At 64.4% G+C, this 17,175-nt stretch carries 15 protein-coding genes and 1 tRNA gene; 7 read left to right on the top strand and 9 right to left on the bottom strand.

The genetic code is table 11. The features are described from left to right. Positions 1-66: 66 nt before the first annotated feature. Genes G8E10_RS21860 through G8E10_RS21850 form a run of 3 tightly spaced genes read left to right on the top strand, consistent with a single transcriptional unit; the run spans position 67 to position 2,662 of the window. A complete protein-coding gene (locus G8E10_RS21860; RefSeq protein WP_167130670.1) occupies positions 67-1,020 on the top strand; it encodes a sulfonate ABC transporter substrate-binding protein in 954 nt (317 codons plus the stop codon). Continuing rightward, the gene (locus tag G8E10_RS21855) at positions 1,020-1,889 is read left to right on the top strand and encodes an ABC transporter permease subunit (protein ID WP_167130669.1); all 870 of its coding nucleotides are present in this window, start codon (positions 1,020-1,022) and stop codon (positions 1,887-1,889) included. The genes G8E10_RS21860 and G8E10_RS21855 overlap by 1 nt, the downstream gene beginning before the upstream one ends. Then, positions 1,886-2,662 carry an ABC transporter ATP-binding protein gene (locus tag G8E10_RS21850; RefSeq protein WP_167130668.1) on the top strand — a complete coding sequence of 259 codons (777 nt, stop codon included), beginning with the start codon at positions 1,886-1,888 and terminating at the stop codon, positions 2,660-2,662. The genes G8E10_RS21855 and G8E10_RS21850 overlap by 4 nt, the downstream gene beginning before the upstream one ends. A 491-nt stretch (positions 2,663-3,153) precedes the next feature. Here the strand turns inward: G8E10_RS21850 and G8E10_RS21845 are convergent. Beyond that, positions 3,154-3,230, bottom strand: a tRNA-Pro gene (locus G8E10_RS21845). A 291-nt stretch (positions 3,231-3,521) separates the two neighbouring features. On the opposite strand from G8E10_RS21845, the gene G8E10_RS21840 reads away from it, so the two are divergent. After that, positions 3,522-3,935 carry a hypothetical protein gene (locus G8E10_RS21840; protein WP_167130667.1) on the top strand — a complete coding sequence of 138 codons (414 nt, stop codon included), beginning with the start codon at positions 3,522-3,524 and terminating at the stop codon, positions 3,933-3,935. 88 nt (positions 3,936-4,023) lie between these two features. Here the strand turns inward: G8E10_RS21840 and G8E10_RS21835 are convergent, their stop codons facing one another. From G8E10_RS21835 to G8E10_RS21810, 6 genes are all read right to left on the bottom strand, one after another. Further along, the gene (locus G8E10_RS21835; protein WP_132665402.1) at positions 4,024-5,235 is read right to left on the bottom strand and encodes an MFS transporter; all 1,212 of its coding nucleotides are present in this window, start codon (positions 5,233-5,235) and stop codon (positions 4,024-4,026) included. Between the two features lie 155 nt (positions 5,236-5,390). After that, on the bottom strand, positions 5,391-6,830 hold the full coding sequence (locus G8E10_RS21830; protein WP_167130666.1) for a M81 family metallopeptidase: 1,440 nt from the start codon (positions 6,828-6,830) through the stop codon (positions 5,391-5,393). A 222-nt stretch (positions 6,831-7,052) separates the two neighbouring features. Next, positions 7,053-8,975: a beta-N-acetylhexosaminidase gene (locus tag G8E10_RS21825; protein ID WP_167130665.1), complete on the bottom strand. Its 1,923-nt coding sequence runs from the start codon at positions 8,973-8,975 to the stop codon at positions 7,053-7,055. A 29-nt stretch (positions 8,976-9,004) separates the two neighbouring features. Then, on the bottom strand, positions 9,005-9,781 hold the full coding sequence (locus G8E10_RS21820; RefSeq protein WP_167130664.1) for an SDR family oxidoreductase: 777 nt from the start codon (positions 9,779-9,781) through the stop codon (positions 9,005-9,007). Positions 9,782-9,821: 40 nt separating this feature from the next. Further along, positions 9,822-10,685: a MurR/RpiR family transcriptional regulator gene (locus tag G8E10_RS21815; protein ID WP_167130663.1), complete on the bottom strand. Its 864-nt coding sequence runs from the start codon at positions 10,683-10,685 to the stop codon at positions 9,822-9,824. A 46-nt stretch (positions 10,686-10,731) separates the two neighbouring features. Beyond that, positions 10,732-11,118 (bottom strand): RidA family protein, encoded by a 387-nt coding sequence (locus tag G8E10_RS21810; protein WP_167130662.1) that lies wholly within the window; start codon positions 11,116-11,118, stop codon positions 10,732-10,734. A 113-nt stretch (positions 11,119-11,231) separates the two neighbouring features. On the opposite strand from G8E10_RS21810, the gene G8E10_RS21805 reads away from it, so the two are divergent. The 3 genes from G8E10_RS21805 (at position 11,232) to G8E10_RS21795 (ending at position 14,458) form a co-directional block, all read left to right on the top strand. Further along, on the top strand, positions 11,232-11,717 hold the full coding sequence (locus tag G8E10_RS21805; protein ID WP_110801946.1) for a hypothetical protein: 486 nt from the start codon (positions 11,232-11,234) through the stop codon (positions 11,715-11,717). Between the two features lie 67 nt (positions 11,718-11,784). Further along, positions 11,785-13,269, top strand: a complete 1,485-nt coding sequence (locus G8E10_RS21800) for a M81 family metallopeptidase (RefSeq protein ID WP_167130661.1) — start codon at positions 11,785-11,787, stop codon at positions 13,267-13,269. Between the two features lie 97 nt (positions 13,270-13,366). Beyond that, on the top strand, positions 13,367-14,458 hold the full coding sequence (locus G8E10_RS21795; protein ID WP_167130660.1) for a D-TA family PLP-dependent enzyme: 1,092 nt from the start codon (positions 13,367-13,369) through the stop codon (positions 14,456-14,458). Positions 14,459-14,637: 179 nt separating this feature from the next. On the opposite strand, the gene G8E10_RS21790 is transcribed toward G8E10_RS21795, so the two are convergent. After that, the gene (locus G8E10_RS21790) at positions 14,638-15,765 is read right to left on the bottom strand and encodes a sn-glycerol-3-phosphate ABC transporter ATP-binding protein UgpC (RefSeq protein WP_167130659.1); all 1,128 of its coding nucleotides are present in this window, start codon (positions 15,763-15,765) and stop codon (positions 14,638-14,640) included. Between the two features lie 140 nt (positions 15,766-15,905). After that, complete coding sequence (locus tag G8E10_RS21785; RefSeq protein WP_110801950.1) at positions 15,906-17,147, bottom strand: extracellular solute-binding protein; 1,242 nt, start codon at positions 17,145-17,147, stop codon at positions 15,906-15,908. Positions 17,148-17,175 lie beyond the last annotated feature (28 nt).

Below are 17,175 nucleotides of genomic sequence, written 5' to 3'. Positions count from 1 at the left end.
TACAGACCTACTCATTTTCCGGGGCCTGACCCTCGGGACTTTCGGACTTGCGACGGAGCACATCTCATGCTGATCACCAGACGTTCCCTCACCGCCGCTTTGGCCGGCACGGCGCTTCTTCCCCTTCTCGGCACCCTGCCCGCCCGCGCCGCCGACAAGGTCATCCGCGTCGGCTACCAGAAATACGGCACGCTGGTGCTGCTGAAGGGCAAGGGCATTCTGGAGGAGAAGCTGGAGGCGATCGGCTACACTGTGGAATGGTCCGAATTCCCGGCCGGGCCGCAACTGCTGGAAGCGCTGAACGTCGGCGCCGTCGATTTCGGCTCGACCGGCGAGACGCCGCCGATCTTCGCACAGGCCGCCGGCGCGCCCCTCGTCTATGTCGCCCACGAGCCGCCGGCGCCCCGCGGCGAAGCCATCCTCGTGCCGGCCGACAGCCCTATCAAGACGGTTGCCGACCTGAAGGGCAAGAACGTCGCGCTGAACAAGGGCTCCAACGTCCACTTCCTGCTGGTCAAGGCGCTGGAAGATGCGGGGCTTGCCTATACCGATATCAAGACCTCGTTCCTGCCGCCGGCCGATGCCCGCGCCGCCTTCGAACAGGGCGCCGTCGATGCCTGGGTGATCTGGGATCCCTTCCAGGCCGCCGCCGAAGCCGCGATCGGCGCACGCACCCTGCGCAACGGCGAAAACCTCGTGCCGAACCACCAGTTCTATCTGAGCACCAAGACCTTCGTGGACGCCCATGCCGAAGCGCTCGACGTCACGATCGCCGCCATCGGCGAGATCGACCAGTGGGCAAAGGCGAACACCGCAACGGCCGCACAGGAACTCGCCCCCATCGTCGGCATTCCCGGCGATGTCCTCGCCATCGCGCTCGAACGCCAGTCCTTCGGCGTCACGCCGCTCAGCGACGCCGTCGTCGCTCAGCAGCAGGCGATTGCCGATACGTTCCACACGCTCGGCCTCATCCCCGCACCGATCGTCATTGCCGATAACGTCCGCAAGGGTGGCGCCTGATGGCGGAAGCCTCTCTCGCCGGATCTAAAAACGACACCTCGAATGTGACGCGGAAAAGCCCGGTCTCGGACACGGCTTCCGGAGCGGGCGGCGTCCTCTGGCAACGCCTTGCGCCTTGGGCGCTGCCGATCGCGATCCTCATCCTCTGGGAGATTGCCTCGCGCAGCGGCCTCGTCACCGCCCGCCTCATTCCCGCGCCGACGTCGGTCGCCGCCGCCTTCTGGCGGCTGCTGCTCGATGGCTCGCTTCTCTACCACACGCTCGCCTCCACCCAGCGCGCGGTGATCGGCCTCCTCATCGGCGGCGGCGTCGGCTTTGTGCTGGGCGTGGTCAACGGCCTGTGGCGGCCAGCCGAAACCTTCCTCGACAGCACCATCCAGATGGTGCGCAACGTGCCGCATCTGGCGCTCATCCCGCTCGTCATCCTCTGGTTCGGCATCGGCGAGACGGCGAAGATCTTCCTCGTTTCCGTCGGCGTGTTCTTTCCGATCTACATGAACACCTTCTACGGCGTGCGCACCATCGACCCGCAGGTCGTCGAGATGGCCGAGGTCTACGGGCTCAACCGCCGCGCCATGATCCTGCGCATCATCCTGCCCGGCGCCCTGCCCTCCATCCTCGTGGGTCTGCGCTACGCGCTCGGCTTCATGTGGCTGACGCTCATCGTCGCGGAAACCATCTCGGCCACCAACGGCATCGGCTACATGACCATGAATGCCCGCGAGTTCCTGCAGACGGACGTCGTGCTGCTGGGCATCATCGTCTACGCCCTGCTCGGCAAGGTCGCCGATCTCGCCACGCGCGCCATCGAACGGCGCGTCCTCTCCTGGCATCCGGCCTATCAGGGCCAGGAAAAGGGAACGCCATGACCCTCGCACTGAAATCTTCCCATACGGCACAACGACTGGAAACGAGACAGTCGGCACCCCCGGTCAACGGCCTGCCTTTGTCGCTGTCGAACGTGGAAAAGCGCTTCGGCGCGCTCAGCGTCCTCGAGAAGTTCTCGCTGGATGTGCCCGCCGGCCGGTTCCTCGCCGTCGTCGGCCGCTCGGGCGGCGGCAAGTCCACGCTGATGCGCCTCATCGCCGGGCTGGACAAACCGACCTCCGGCACCGTCGCCATCGGCGGTGAGACGGTCGAAGGGCTCAATCCCGATGTGCGCCTCCTCTTCCAGGAAGCCCGACTGGTGCCGTGGCAGCGCGTGGGAGAGAATGTCGGTATCGCTCGCGGGCCCGACTGGCAGGAAACGGCCCGCGCCACGCTTCGGGATGTCGGCCTCGAAGGCCGGGAAAACGACTGGCCGAGCGTGCTCTCCGGTGGGCAGAAACAGCGCGTGGCGCTCGCTCGCGCCCTCGTCAGCCAGCCGCGCATCCTCCTGCTCGACGAGCCCTTCGGCGCTCTCGACGCCCTGACGCGCATCGAGATGCACCGCCTTCTCGAAACCCTGTGGACTGCGCGCGGTTTCACCACCGTGCTGATCACCCATGACGTCGCGGAAGCCGTGGCACTGGCCGACCGCGTCGTCGTACTGCGCGAAGGCGCCGTCGCACTGGACATCGATATCGATCTCGACCGTCCCCGCCGGGAGTTGGCCGATCCGCGTGCGGTGGATCTGCAACGGCGGATTCTGGAGGCAGTCTGAAGCCTTTCCAGTGAACCGGACTTCACCGGAAAAGCTCTCCACAGGCGATCGCCGTCTTGTCCGGCGGCAATACACACAGGTGGGGCGCTCGTTCATGAAAAGCACCATTGCGGCACGTCAAGCAATCGCTTCGGAGCGCGCCGGCTCCTCGAAACATTCTCCCGACCTCGCGCGTTAACCCGTCATAAAAATCATAAGACAAGCGGTGGGAGTGAAGCATGACCGAGCAGCAGAAAATGTCCTTCGACGCCAGCCTTCTCAAGATCATCGTCGCTGCCGGCGCCGCGCTCATCACCGTGTCCGCCCCGGTGCTGCTTTTGGTCTGATGGATCGTTTTACCGGTCTGACGCGTCGGATAGTGCCGTGGGGTCTGCAACACTGATCTGAACACCAAATGAGCAAGCAGTCAGCCGAAACGGCGGCAAGCGTCCTGTGAGAATAAGCGGATAACGGGAAAGAAAAGGTTGGCTTCGGGAAAGCCATTTTTCCGCTGGTCGGAGTGGCAGGATTTGAACCTGCGACCCCCACGTCCCGAACGTGGTGCGCTACCAGGCTGCGCTACACTCCGTGACCAGCGGCGTTTCTATAGAACAGCGTTTTTCATTCCACAAGCGGCAAATCATCGGTTCAGGTCAGTTTTTGACAGGATGATGTCGCAGAGCCCAAGTGGCGTGGCGGGTGATAGAGATTTTCGGCAACGCTTGGAAATTATTGCGCATCGGCAGGGTCCGACCGATTTTCTTTGAACACGATTGGCGCTAGAGGCGTGAGCGAACGGGCGGTGCGCCTCGATGTCGGCACGGGGCTGGCGGCAGGCGGCAGGGCGTCCGGTTTCAGGATCTTTCGAAGGGGACGATATATGACCTTGCGGGTTTTCGCCGCTGCCGGCCTTGCGCTGGTACTTGCCGGATGCACGACCATTGCGCCAATGCAGCAGAACGCGGTCGAAGCCCGCTGGGCCGGACAGCCGGCCGGCATCTTCTTCGCCCAGTTCGGCCCGCCGATCGCCGACGTGCAGAGCGGCGGCGATACGCTCTATTCGTGGAAGGGCGGCTACCGCAACCGCAAGGTTCCCGCGACCTACGCCAAGAAGGCGGACGGCTCGCGCGGCAAGCAGACGTCACCGGCCCGCACCGAATATCTCAGCTGCTCGGTACAGCTTACGGTGTCCTCCGACTACATCATCCGTTCGGTTCGCCTCGTCGGCGACCGCCGCCATCCGGGCGGCCCGAGCTGGTGCGAGGAAGTGCTGGCCGGCGCCAAGGCGTCCTGAGCCAACGCGCTCAAGACTTCGTCGAGACATCACACCGGAGCGATCGACGCTCCGGTGTTTTTCGTTGCGGCTCAGTGCAAACCGCAGCTCAGGCCCTCGCCCGCCCCTTGCGCCCATCCAGCACCACCAGCAGGACGACGCCCACGAGGCCAATGACGCCGCCGAGGATGGACGTAAAACTGTAATCCCCAAGCCGCGTGCCTGCGGCAAAGACGACGGCGCTGATGCCGGCGCTGAGGAACATGTTGACGGCGATCAGCGAGCTGCCGAGGCCGGGACGGTCGGCGATGAGGTCCTGCAGATAGGTGATCGGCAGGCTGATGATGGCGGCGGCGGCGATGCCGCTGATGATCGTCTGGGCATAGATATGCCAGGTCTGCGTCGCCATGCCCTGCAGCGCCATGTAGACTGCATAGAGCGTGGCGCCGATGACCAGCGAGCGCAGCGACGTGATCCGCCGCTCGGCCGCGCTCCAGAACAGGATAAAGACGATTTCCAGAAGCGCCACGACGCCGACGACGATACCGATGTCGCGCACCGTGCCGCCGGCCTTGCCCGTGATGATCAGCGACCGCACCGCATCGTTGACGAACAGCATGGAGCAAATGAGCGCGATAGCGAGAAGCCGCAGGGCGACGCGCGGCGATACGACCTCACGCAGCGAGGCGAGGACCCGGTAGCGCGCGACATCGTCCCGGGTCCCGAGCGGCAAAGGCCGCGGCAGATAGAAGGCGGCAAGGATAAAGCAGACGCCGGCGGCCAGCGCCGCGATCAGATAGGCCGGCAGCATGGATTGCGATCCCGCCAGCGCAATGCCGACGATGCCGGGCACCAGCACCCAGGAAAGCGAGATGGTGGCGCGCATCGTCGCGTTGACCGCCACCAGCTGCGATTGCGCCAGTCCGCCGGAGGCCGCGCGCACATTGGCGAAGATCAGCGAATTCAACGCGCCGAAGACGGGCAGAAGGACGAGCTTGGCGATAACGAAGGCAGTGATCGTCGCCGAGACGTAGACGAGCGCAAAGCCGGAGATGCCGAACAGCGCGACATAGAGGATGGAGGTGCGGTAATCGCCGAGCCGGTCGGCGAAGATGCCCATGAGCACGCTTGCCGTAACGCTGACGGCAGCCGCCGCAAACATCAGGCTGGCATAGCCGCTATCGGTCAACCCGAGTTCACGGATGCCGATGATCGACTGATAGGGCTGGGTCGCCGCCCCGGAGAACCCGAAGAAGAAGATGGCAAGCGCGCTGACGCGCAGCGACGGGTCCCGGAGGGCGGTCGCGATCGATAGGCTCATGGGGACACCAGGGCGCGGAACGGCCCAGCTGGAGGAGACGGCAAATCGCCGGGAATGTGAGAATGCGAACGATCTTATACGCCCGCACCCCAAGTGCAACGGTGCGAGAGGCGCCGTTGCCTATTTTTCAGCGATGACGCCTTGCAAAGATACGCCTACTTCCAGCGGGCGGACGACTGCGGCTCCGGCACGTAATCGAAGGCCCGGTCGAAAGGATAGGACGGGCGGCGGCGCCGCTCGTTGGGCAGACGCTCGATATCCTGATTGATGACGCCGTCCGTCAGGGCCATGAGGTTCGGCTGGGCGATGGGCGCAAGCTCGGGCGAGAGATAGCCGGACTTGACCACGAGCAGCCGCACGCCCTTCGGGTCGATGCCGTGGCGGGTGAAGTCGGCGATATCGTGGTAGGGCCGCCGGCGCGCCGCGAGAATGACCGTGATGCCACCGACCGTGACGACCGCCTGCCGCGCCTCAGCGCCTGCCGGGTCGTCGAGACGGACGACGGTGGCGGAAACCTCGGCCGAAGGGCTCGCGGGATCGAGCGCGCCGCCGATCCGCAGCGACAGGGTCGCGCCCTCACCCGCCGCAAAGCAGGCTTCCACCGCAGGCCGGTCGGTGATGCCGCCGATGACGGCGCCTTGAAAATCACGTGCGATCAGGGCGTTGAGCACATCCGCCCGGTCGCCCACGCCGCCGCCCGTGGGGTTGTCGCCGGAATCCGCGAGGATGATCGGCCGTGTCTCCGTCCCCTGAGCAATATCGAGCATCTCCTCGAGTGGCCCGGTGACGGGACCGAAGCGGAAGGCCTCGCGGGCATCCCAGTAGGATCTCGCGATCTCGGCGGCGACAGCTTCCGCCGCCGCCTTGTCCGTTCCAGTCACGACGGCGCAGGCCGTTCCGCGCGGCTCGTCCGCCCAGACATAGCCGACCATCAGGTTCGCGTCCCACACACCCGGCACCGCATCGTGCCGCGACAGCGCGCCGTAGAGGCTCTTCGCCGGCTCGTCTTCGGTGGAGGTGCGCTCGCCCGGCAGCAGCACCGGCACCGGCGCCCAGGCGACACCGGGCTTTTCGCCGGTCTGCAGCGTCTTTATCAGCATGGACCAGGCCCGCACCATGGTTTCGCGCGTGTCGATATGCGGCGCGGTGCGGTAGGCCGCGAAGATATCCAGCTGGTCGATGATGCGCTGGGTGACGTTGCCATGCAGGTCGTAGCTCGCCGCCACGGGGATGTCGGGCCCGACCACGCTGCGTGCCGCCGAAATCCAGTCCCCTTCCGCATCATCCATGCCCTCGACATTCACAGCGCCATGCATGGCGAGATAGAGGCCATCGAGCGGCAGGGACGCCTTCAGCAGATCGAGGAATTCCGCCTTGAACCCCTCATAGGTCTCCCGCGCCAGAGGCCCGCCGGGCACGGCGCGGGCGTGAAGCAGCGGCAGCAGCGCGACATCGGGGTTTGGCAAAAACGAAAAATTCTCGGCCGACAGCAGATCGGGACCGCGCAGGACGCGAAAATCCTCGGGCCGCATCAGGACCGGGGAAGAGGTGCTGCACTCGGTATGGATGCCGCCGACGGCGATACGGAAGGTCATGATTTCTGGCCCTTGGATGGGTTTCGGGTTGGGCGGGAGAAAGAAGAAAGGAAGGAAAACCCTCTCTGGCCTGCCGGCCATCTCCCCCACAAGGGGGGGAGAGGACTCGCGGTCGGCCCACCGCTTCACCCTTCAACGCCTGCTGAAGGAAAGAGAGGCCCGCCCCAGGTCTTCTCCCCCCTTGTGGGGGAGATGCCCGGCAGGGCAGAGAGGGTTTTTTTCCTAAAGCTTCGGGCTCAACGGCGCCAAGGCCGCAAACCGCTGCCAGTCCTTGCGCTCCCGTGGCGTCCACGCGGCCTCGGCAACCGCTGCGAGGCGGGGGAAAACGAGGTGGTTGAAATAGTCGCGGTTGAGGAAGTGCTCCGACCAGATGCAGGCCTGCACGCCGCGCATGCGGGCCTGCAGCGCTTCCGGGAAATCGCCGACCGCCTCGTACGTGTAGGTGTGCTGCGGCGGCACGGTGCCGGCCCAGCTTGCGCCCGGCTCCTGGAAGGCCTCGTCCTGCACCATATCGAGGTAATAGGCCTGCCCCGGCGTCATCACCACATCATAGCCTTGGCGTGCCAGTTCCACCCCGACCTCCGGCTTCTGCCAAGCCATCAGCAGGGTTCCCTCAGGATCGACGCCGCCGCCATGGGAAACCTCGTCCCAGCCGGCAAGACGGCGGCCGCGTGTCCCCAGCATCTGCTGGATGCGCTTCATGAAATAGCTCTGCAGCCCGAACGTGCCCTCGATGCCCTCGTCCGCCATCAGCTTGCGCGCGAGTGGAGACGCCATCCATGTGTTCGAGGCCACCTCGTCGCCGCCGATATGGAGGAGCTTCGAGGGGAAGAGCGTCACCATCTCGTCGAAGACTTTGCCAAGGAAAACGTAGGTTTCCTCGACCGCGGGGTTCAACGCATTGTTAGGAAAGCCTTGGACGGAGCGATAGCTGTCGGGCGCTTCCTGCCCGTCGGCAAGTTCCGGCAGGGCGACCAGCGTCGCGGTGCTGTGGCCGGGAATGTCGATCTCCGGCACGACCTCGACATGCAGCGCCAGCGCATGCGCGACGATCGCCTTCACGTCGTCCTGCGAGTAAAACCCGCCGACCGGCTCGGCGCCGTTGCCGAGCTGTGGCAGCATCGGCTCCTCCGGCCCACGCAGCACGCCGAGCGTCGTCAGCGTCGGATAGGCCTTGATCTCCAGCCGCCAGGCCTCGTCATCCGAGAGATGCCAGTGGAACACGTTCATCCGGTACCAGGCGAGAATGTCGATCAGCCTGTTAACATCGGCAACCGGATAAAACTGCCGCGACACATCGAGATGGCAGCCGCGCCAGACATAGCGCGGTGCGTCCGCGATTTCGCCGGCCGAGGGAAAGCGGAACATGGCCTTTTCGGTCCGGGCACCGTGCAGCATCTGGGCGAGTGCCGTCAGCCCGTACTGCCTGCCGGCAGGGCCGCCGTAGCCAAGCATGACGACATCGCCGAAGTCGAGTGTATAGCCTTCGGCTCCGAGATCTTCGGCCTGTTGGAATTGCAAGGCGCGCCCTTCATGAACCGGCGCTAGCGACAGCGGCACATGCCCCACGCTGAAAAGACGCCGGTAAAGCGCAATCACCGCGCTGACCGCCTTCAGATCCTCGACTCCCGTTCCCTCCGCGGGGTAGAGCGCGACAGGCACGGCATGCCCTGCCGTGAGGCTTGCGGCCTTCGGCCAGGGAAGCAGGTAGAACGGCTCCGTCACTTCGCCCTTCGGCAAGAGGTCGGGTGCAGGTTCCGCCGGACGCCCGCCGAGAAGCAGGTCGTCCACATCGACAGGCACATGGGCACCGTCACCGAGCGTCAGATAAGCGGATTTCGCGCCGTCCGTTCGGTGCTTTGCCGGACGCCAGAGACCGGACACGGTGAAGCGCCAGCTGCCACCCGGCGCCAGCACGAAGCCTTCCGGCGGGGCGAACTGGTGGAAATTGGCATTGCGCATCAGGAAGGTGGCATTGCCGCAGGCGGGATCGTCCATCACCCGTGTCAGCGACGTATAGGCGAGCTTGAAGCCGGAAACGGGCGCGTCCGACAGATTGAACAGCGTGAAAACGAAGCCGCCGCAGTCTTCTCCCTCGATCGGGTGCCAGCTGTTTTCGAGCCGGAAATTATGTGCCTTTGCCATGGTGGTTTCCCTTCTGGACGGTCGTGATGTCAATAATTGTCGGATTGCGAAAAGGTCCGCGCCAGCTCGGCCTGTCCGGCCGTCAGCCCGCAATCCACCGCGAGGCAGACGCCGGTGATGGCGCGGGCCTGCTCGCCGGCCAGGAAGAAAACGGCGTTGGCCACATCCTCCGCCGTCGCGATGCGGCGAAGCGCGTACCAGCGCTTCACATCCTCGAACACCTGGGGGTTGGCACTCGCGCGCACCTCCCAAGCCTGCGTGCGAACCGTGCCCGGCGCAACAGCATTGGCGCGGATGCCGAACTTTCCGTATTCGACAGCAATCGACTGCGTCAGATGGATCAACCCCGCCTTGGCAGCGCTGTAGGCGGGGTGGCCGAACACGGCGAGGCCGTTGACGGAGGTAATGTTGACGACGGAGCCCTGCGCTTCCTTCAGCGCGGCTTCCAGCGCGCGGAACACCAGAAACGGTGCTTCCAGATTGAGCGCCGCATCGGCCCGCCAGATGGCACCGTCCGTATCGTGCAGGCTGACGGCGCGCGCCGCGCCGGCATTGTTGACCAGCGTGCGCACAAGGCCGAGGCCGGCCGTAGCCTCCGCCATCGACCGAATGCTCGCCTCGTCGGTCACGTCGCAGACGATCGTCGCGAAGCGATCGGAGGGCCCAAGCGCGCCGGCAGCCGCATCGAGCGCCGTCGCGTCGATATCGACCAGCGCGACCACATCATGGCTTTCGGACAGGCGAGAGGCGATCGCACGGCCGATATCGCCGGCAGCGCCCGTCACGACGGCAACCGAGCGGCTCATCGGCAACCCCTTCTCGAACGGGCAGAGGTGCACGGCATGGTCAGTCTCCGAGGATCTGGCGGTCGTCACCATCGCGGTGTTCGACCAACTGTTGCTTGATATGGCGCAGCGTCACGGTGGAAAGCTTGCGGTTGCGATAAGCGACGAGGCTCGCGATTACATCGACGACGGCGAGGAAGGCGAAGCGCGTGGATGTGGGGCGGAAGATGTTGGCCCCCTCCGGCAGGTCGATGCCGACCACCAGTTCGGCCGCCCGGGCAACCGGGCTGTCCGATTGCGTGAGCGCGATGGTGGTGATGCCATTTTCGCGGGCGATCGTGAAGCAGCGCGCGAGGTCCGGATTGCGGCCCGAGAAAGACGAGCCGACGATCACGTCATTGGTGCGGGCGGCGGCCGTCAGCATCAGCTGCATGTTGTGATCGTTGCTGGCCGTCACCCGGGAGCCCAGGCGAAACAGCCGGTTCTGCATCTCGGTCGCGATCATCGAGGAGTTGCCGCCGGAGCCGAACGTATAGACCATCTCGGCGCGGGATACGCGGTCGGCCACCTTGTCCAGCAGCGCGGGATCGAGCGCGCGATGCATCATGAACAGCGCGTTCTGTGCCTTGGTGATGACATCCTCCGCCACATCCGCCGGCTCGGTGCTTTTCGCCTCCGGGTTGAGATAGCGCACGCCGATGAAGGCGGTCTTTGCAAGGTTCACCTTGAAGTCGGAAAAGCTCTGGCAGCCGACATTGCGGCAGAAACGGGTGACGGTCGGCGGCGATACCTCCGCACGTTCGGCAAGCTCGATGATGGAGGCGTTGACCGCGAACTCGAAGTCGCCGAGGAGAATATCGGCAATCCGCTGCTCGGACGGCGAAAACTGTGCCCGGCCTTCCTGGATCGTCGTGAAGATATCCATCCCGCCTCCCCCTGAAGCCCTTTAACGCGGACCTCTGCCGCGTTCCTTACACCAGCGCCTTGTAGGCGATGCAGTCGATCTCGACCTTGCAATCCACCATCATGGACGCCTGAACGCAGGCGCGGGCTGGCGGATGCTCGCCGAAATATGACTGGTAGATCTTGTTAAAGGTCCAGAAGTCACGCGGATCGTCCAGCCAGACGCCGCAACGCACGACATGCTCGACGCCGTAACCGGCCTCATCCAGAATGGCGAGTACATTGGCGATGGTCTTGTGGGTCTGCTCGACGATGCCGCCCGGAATGATCTCGCCGTCTTCCATGGCCACCTGGCCGGACACATGCAGCCAGCCGGCAGCCTCCACAGCGCGGGCGAAAGGCAGCCTCTGGCCACCGGCACCGGCTTTCTCAGTGCCATATCGCTTGATGGTCATCGCGGCCCTCGTGCAAATTATTTTCGTCGATGATTGACAATGGACCATAGAAAACCGAACTTGGCCAGAGTTTTTGAGCTTCCATGAAAATAATTTAGATTGAAGGTCATTCCATGCGTGATCCCCATGCCAATCCCTTTCCGGCGAGCGACGTGGCGCGCCATTCCATCTGGGAGATGCTGGTCCCCCGCGACATCGACGCCTTTCTCGCTGCGGACTGGTCGATGGTCTCGGGCGATTTCGTCGAGGACGGCTTTCTCGCCATCAGCGGCAATCACAAGCCGAACCCGGACGACTGGAACCTGGCGTTTCCGTCGCTCGCCGCTTATCGCGACGAATGGCTGAAGCAGGCTCGCGACTTTCAGGGCCAGACCTATGGCGAAGACCCACGCCAGGCGATCTTTGCAACGACGACGCTGGAAGAGATCGAGGTGAAGGGCGAAACGGCTCTTGCCCGCAAGAAATTCCAGGGCGGCATCCGCAAGACCGATGGCAGCCTCGACGTGATGCAGTGGCAGACGCTCTATACCTGCCGCCTGCATGAGGGCCGCTGGAAGATCTGCGGTTTCACCGGTTACCTGCCGAACCCGGCTGCCTGAGCGACAACAGATCGGGCGGCGCGCAGATCCGCGCCTTGCCCTGCCAACCTGCGGAAGGCCTAGCCCGTTGCGTCTCTTTACCGCCGCCCTCGCCACGGAAACCAACACCTTCGCGCCGATCTGCATCGACCGACGCGCGTTCGAGGAGTCCCTCTACGCCCCTCCGGGCCAGCATCCGGAAACCCCGACCCTGTGCACCGCCCCCATCACTGTGGGACGGAAGGTCTGCGCGGAAAAAGGCTGGACGCTGATCGAGGGCACCGCCGCCTGGGCGGACCCCGCCGGTCTCATCAACCGGCAGGCCTATGAGAGCCTGCGCGACGAGATTCTCGACCAATTGCGGGCCGCAATGCCCGTCGATGGCGTGGTCATGGGGCTTCACGGCGCGATGGTGGCCGACGGCTATCTCGATCCGGAAGGTGATCTTCTGACGCGCATCCGCGAGATCGTCGGCCCGGATATTCTCCTCTGCGCCGAAATCGATCCCCACAGCCACCTCACTGCAAAGCGCGTCGCGGCCGTCGATTTCTTCGTCGTCTTCAAGGAATTCCCGCACACCGACTTCGTCGATCGCGCCGAGGACCTCTGGCGGATCGCGGTGGACACGCTGGAGGGCCGTGTGAAGCCGGTCATGTCCGTGTTCGACTGCCGGATGATCGACGTCTTCCCGACCTCGCGGGAGCCAATGCGCTCTTTCGTGGACCGGCTGATGCGGATAGAGGCGGACGATCCCGACATCCTGTCCCTCTCCGTCATCCACGGCTTCATGGCCGGCGACGTGCCGGAGATGGGCACGAAAACCATCGCCATCACGAACGGACATCCCGACAAGGGCGAACGACTGGCCCGCGAACTCGGCCTCGAGCTGTTCTCCAAGCGCGGAACCTTCATGATGCCGCAGATCGACGAGGCGGAAGCGATCGACCGGGCGCTGGCCAACCCGCGCGGGCCCGTCGTCATCGCCGATATGTGGGACAATCCGGGCGGCGGCACGGCCGGGGATGCGACAGTCATCCTGGCGGCCCTTCTGGCGCGCGGAGCCAGCAATGTCGCGGTGGGCATGATCTGGGATCCGATCGCCGTGCAGATCTGCCTCGCGGCCGGCACAGGCGCCGAAATTCCGCTCCGCTTCGGCGCGAAATCCGCGCCCGGCACCGGTAGCCCGATCGACGGGCTCGTCACCGTCAAGCGCGTCGTCCGCAATGCCGAGATGCGCTTCGGCGAGAGCGTCGCGCCGTTCGGCGACGCCGCGCACATCCACCTCGATGGCATCGACATCATCCTGAGTTCGGTCCGCGTCCAGAGCTATGACCCGTCGCTCTTCACCGCGCTCGGCATCGACCCCACCGAGAAGCACGTGCTGGTGATCAAATCCACCAACCACTTCTATGCCGCTTTCTCGAAAATTGCCTCCGAGATCCTCTACTGCTCCGCCGGCTCGCCCTACCCGAACAACCCGGCAAAAACCCCTTATCGCCGAGCCTCGCGCGAAATCTGGCCGATCATCGACGACCCGCATGGACATGCCACGTTAGCGGCGGATGCGGGATAGGACGGCGCTTGCGGATCGGAGAGCCCGTTGCGCAAATCTCCGGCAACCGGCAGAAGACGAAGCACCATCAAAAACGAGACCACCGGGAGAGACGCCGATGACCACCCCGCCCCGGCCGCAGATCGGCCAGCCCATTCTGTCGCTGTCGACGCCACTGCCCCTCATCGACGAGGACCGGCTGGCGGCGAACATCGCCCGCGTGCAGACCTATCTCGACAGCCACGGCCTCGCCTTCCGGCCGCACATCAAGACCCACAAGATCCCCGCCATCGCCAAGGCGCAGGAAGCCGCCGGCGCGCGCGGCATCAACTGCCAGAAGATCACCGAAGCCGAGGTTTTCGCAGACGCCGGCTTCGACGATATCCTGATCACCTTCAACATTCTCGGGCCCGAAAAGCTCGACCGGCTGAAGGTGCTCAACGAGCGGATTGCAAGCCTCAAGGTCGTCGCCGACAGCACTGTCACGGTCGCCGGCCTCTCCGCCCGTTTTGCAGGCGCCAAGCCGCTGATCGTGCTGGTCGAATGCGACACTGGCGCCGGACGCTGCGGCGTGCAGGACCCGGCGGCAGCGGTGTTCCTGGCACAGGCGATTGCTGCTGCAGACGGCCTTACCTTCGGCGGTCTGCTGACCTACCCCAAGGCCCATGACGAAGCGGCCGTGGAAGCCTTCTTCTCCAGCGCCATCGCCAGCCTGAAGGCTCTCGGCATCCCCTGCCCGATCGTCAGCCACGGGGGAACGCCGAGCCTCTTCTCCGCCCACCACGTGCCCTCGGCCACCGAGCATCGGGCAGGAACCTACGTCTACAACGACCGCGCCATGGCCCGCTCCGGCCACTGCACGCTCGACGACTGCGCCATGCAGGTCCTGGCCACTGTCGTCGCCCGCCCGACGCCAGACCGCGCGGTCCTCGATGCCGGCTCCAAGGCGTTGACGTCGGATCTGCTCGGATTTTCGGATTACGGCGTGATTGTGGACTACCCGGATGCGGTCATCACCGGCCTGTCCGAAGAGCATGGCGTGGTGGACCTGTCACGGGTGACGGGCGCCCGACCCGAGATCGGCGACAAGGTGCTGATCGTGCCGAACCACACCTGCGTGGTGTCGAACCTGTTCGATGTCATGACGTTTCATCGGGAGGGTGTGGTGACGCGGGTCGAGGATGTTGCGGCGCGGGGGCTGGTGTGGTGAGGGGTTAAGAAAGAAAAACCCTCTCTGGCCTGCCGGCCATCTCCCCCACAAGGGGTGAGAAGACTTGTGGCCACCTCCCCATTTCCATCAGCTAGGTAGCGGGGCGTTGCTCCGGGTCTTCTCCCCCCTTGTGGGGGGAGATGGCCGGCAGGCCAGAGAGGGTCTTTCTTTACCGACCCTCAAGCCGCCGTCATAGCCGCGGGTATCTCCAGATTCCGCCAGTCCACCGTCCGCTCCAGCGCCTCGCCACTGGCTTCGAACAGATGGCAGTCCGCCGCCATGATGCCGGTGGAGACGGGTTGTTCCACGGCGAGCGGTGCGGAACCGGGCAGAAGCACGCAATAGGGCGTGCCGTCCGACAGGCTGGAATAGCCGACCGTGTTGATGCCCAGCCGCTCGATGACCGAGGGGATGATCGGGATGTTAAGGTCGCCGGGGGTCAACATCGTGTGTTCGGGGCGAATGCCGAGTGTCAGGGTCTGGCCGACCAGATCGGCGCGGCTTGCGACCGGGATCGTGACCGCCTGGCCCTGATATTCGACCGTGACGCCGGCGGGGCCGATGGCCGTGCAGGTGACCGGCACGAAATTCATCTTCGGATTGCCGATGAAGCCGGCAACGAACAGGTTCTTCGGCTTGTGGTAGAGCTCCAGCGGCGCGCCGACCTGCGAGATATCGCCGGCATTCAGCACGACGATACGGTCGGCCATGGTCATGGCTTCCACCTGATCGTGCGTGACGTAGATCATCGTCGCCTTGAGTTCGCGGTGAAGCTTGGCAAGCTCGATGCGCATATCGGCGCGCAGGGCCGCGTCGAGGTTCGACAGGGGCTCGTCGAACAGGAAGATCTTGGGCTCTCGCACGATAGCACGGCCGATGGCGACGCGCTGACGCTGGCCGCCCGAAAGCAGGCCGGGCTTCTGCTGCAGGCGCTGTTCGAGATGCAGGATGCGGGCCGCATTCTCGACCTTGGCCTTGAGCTTGCTCTCCTCCATCTTTTCCACGCGCAGGGGGAAGGCGATGTTCTCGAACACGGTCATGTGCGGGTACAGCGCATAGGACTGGAAGACCATGGCGATGCCGCGCTTGACCGGCGCAAGGTCGTTCACGCGCACGCCGTCGATGATGATATCGCCGCTCGTGGTGGAATCGAGGCCGGCGATCATGCGCAGCAGCGTGGACTTGCCGCAGCCCGACGGGCCGACGAAGACGACGAACTCGCCGTTCATCACCTCGAGCTGCACGCCCTTGAGCACTTCAAAGTCGCCGTAGAACTTCTGCACCTTGTTGAGGAAGAGCTGTATCACATCGGTCTCCGGTCGCCGAAGCGGGCGGCGTTGGTCAGGACGAAAAAAGGGGGACGGGTCGGCGCAAAAGGACCGGACCCGCTCCCGGGAAGGTGCTGTCGCAGCGGCAAAGGTCGCCGCGACAGCAGGCAGGGACTGGCTTATTTGTACTCTTCGATCGTGGCCGAAGCCTTCTTCAGAGCATCTGCCGGTTCGGCCTTGCCGGTCACGACCGACTGTACCATTTCGATGATGGCATTCTGGAAGCCCTTGTAATCCTTGAACAGGGGCTCAGGACCACCGAAGGCGATACCATCGATGAACGGCTTCCACGACGGGTCGGCCTTGACGAATTCGTCAACCTGCGCCGAAGGACGCAGCGGGGTGAGGCCAGCGCCGCCCTGCAATTCGTATTCGCCCTGCGGGCCCGGCGAGGTGATGAACTTGGCGAACTCGATCGCCTTTTCCTCGACGCCCGTACCCTTGAAGACGGCCAGGCTGTCGGTGATCAGCAGCGTACCTTCACCCTTGGCCGAAGGGCCGAGCGGCAGCGGCGCGACGCCCCACTTCATGTCGGTCTTCTTGAGAAGAGCCGCGGCACCGGAGGCGGACTGGATCATGCCGGCCTTGCCGTCGAGGAAGATGGCACGGATTTCGTTCTGCTCGTAGGCGGTCGCGCCTTCGACGGAATAGGGCGTGATGTCCTTGACGGCCTGTAGGGCTGCCAGAACTTCCGGGCTGTCCATGACGATCTTGTCGCCATCGATGACCTTGCCGTTATTGGTGTAAACCCAATGCATGAACTGGTGCATGGTGTTGTCGAAGGTCTTGGCCGGCAGACCATAACCGGCGATCCCGGTCTTTTCCTTGATCTGCTTGGCGAAGGCGATTTCTTCGGCCCAGGTCTTCGGCGGGGTTTCCGGGTCGAGGCCGGCCTTCGCGAAGAGGTCCTTGTTCCAGTAGAGCGCCTTGGTCGAGAAGGCGACCGGCACGCCCCACTGGTTGTCGTCGAAGGTCACGGTGTCGACGATGTTGGGGTAGTAGCTCTTCTTTTCCTCATCCGTCATCGGCACGGGAACGATCAGGTCGTTCTCGGCGAATTCCTTCAGCGTGCGCGAACCGACATAGGCCATGCCGACCGGATTACCGGCAGCCGCCAGCGTCGTTGCCTTGTCCTGGCACTGCTCCCAGCCGACCAGTTCGGGCTTCACGGTCCAGCCGGCGTTCTTGCCTTCCCATTCCTTGATGTACTTCTGGTGGATCGGGTCGATCTTGTCGCCGCAATAGATCCAGCTGATTTCCTGGTCGGCAGCCTGTGCCGTCACAGCGGTGCCGAGCAGGCCGAGCGCGGTCGAGCCGAGCAGCGACAGGGCCAGCAGCCCGGTTTTGAAGTGAAATGTCATGTTTTATGCTCCCGTTTGTTCTCTGGTG

Source organism: Ferranicluibacter rubi, from assembly GCF_011603255.1.
GTDB lineage: Bacteria > Pseudomonadota > Alphaproteobacteria > Rhizobiales > Rhizobiaceae > Ferranicluibacter > Ferranicluibacter rubi.
The sequence above is the reverse complement of the archived record's forward strand: the minus strand, read 5'-3'. Positions and strand labels throughout refer to the sequence as shown.

What these genes read in the sequence shown, in the direction of transcription:
- G8E10_RS21835 (WP_132665402.1), bottom strand. Translation starts at nt 5,235, where the DNA reads ATGAGCCTATCGATCGCGACCGCCCTCCGGGACCCGTCGCTGCGCGTC.
- G8E10_RS21815 (WP_167130663.1), bottom strand. Translation starts at nt 10,685, where the DNA reads ATGGATATCTTCACGACGATCCAGGAAGGCCGGGCACAGTTTTCGCCG.
- G8E10_RS21860 (WP_167130670.1), top strand. Translation starts at nt 67, where the DNA reads ATGCTGATCACCAGACGTTCCCTCACCGCCGCTTTGGCCGGCACGGCG.
- G8E10_RS21825 (WP_167130665.1), bottom strand. Translation starts at nt 8,975, where the DNA reads ATGGCAAAGGCACATAATTTCCGGCTCGAAAACAGCTGGCACCCGATC.
- G8E10_RS21855 (WP_167130669.1), top strand. Translation starts at nt 1,020, where the DNA reads ATGGCGGAAGCCTCTCTCGCCGGATCTAAAAACGACACCTCGAATGTG.
- G8E10_RS21840 (WP_167130667.1), top strand. Translation starts at nt 3,522, where the DNA reads ATGACCTTGCGGGTTTTCGCCGCTGCCGGCCTTGCGCTGGTACTTGCC.
- G8E10_RS21830 (WP_167130666.1), bottom strand. Translation starts at nt 6,830, where the DNA reads ATGACCTTCCGTATCGCCGTCGGCGGCATCCATACCGAGTGCAGCACC.
- G8E10_RS21785 (WP_110801950.1), bottom strand. Translation starts at nt 17,147, where the DNA reads ATGACATTTCACTTCAAAACCGGGCTGCTGGCCCTGTCGCTGCTCGGC.
- G8E10_RS21820 (WP_167130664.1), bottom strand. Translation starts at nt 9,781, where the DNA reads ATGAGCCGCTCGGTTGCCGTCGTGACGGGCGCTGCCGGCGATATCGGC.
- G8E10_RS21795 (WP_167130660.1), top strand. Translation starts at nt 13,367, where the DNA reads ATGACCACCCCGCCCCGGCCGCAGATCGGCCAGCCCATTCTGTCGCTG.
- G8E10_RS21805 (WP_110801946.1), top strand. Translation starts at nt 11,232, where the DNA reads ATGCGTGATCCCCATGCCAATCCCTTTCCGGCGAGCGACGTGGCGCGC.
- G8E10_RS21850 (WP_167130668.1), top strand. Translation starts at nt 1,886, where the DNA reads ATGACCCTCGCACTGAAATCTTCCCATACGGCACAACGACTGGAAACG.
- G8E10_RS21810 (WP_167130662.1), bottom strand. Translation starts at nt 11,118, where the DNA reads ATGACCATCAAGCGATATGGCACTGAGAAAGCCGGTGCCGGTGGCCAG.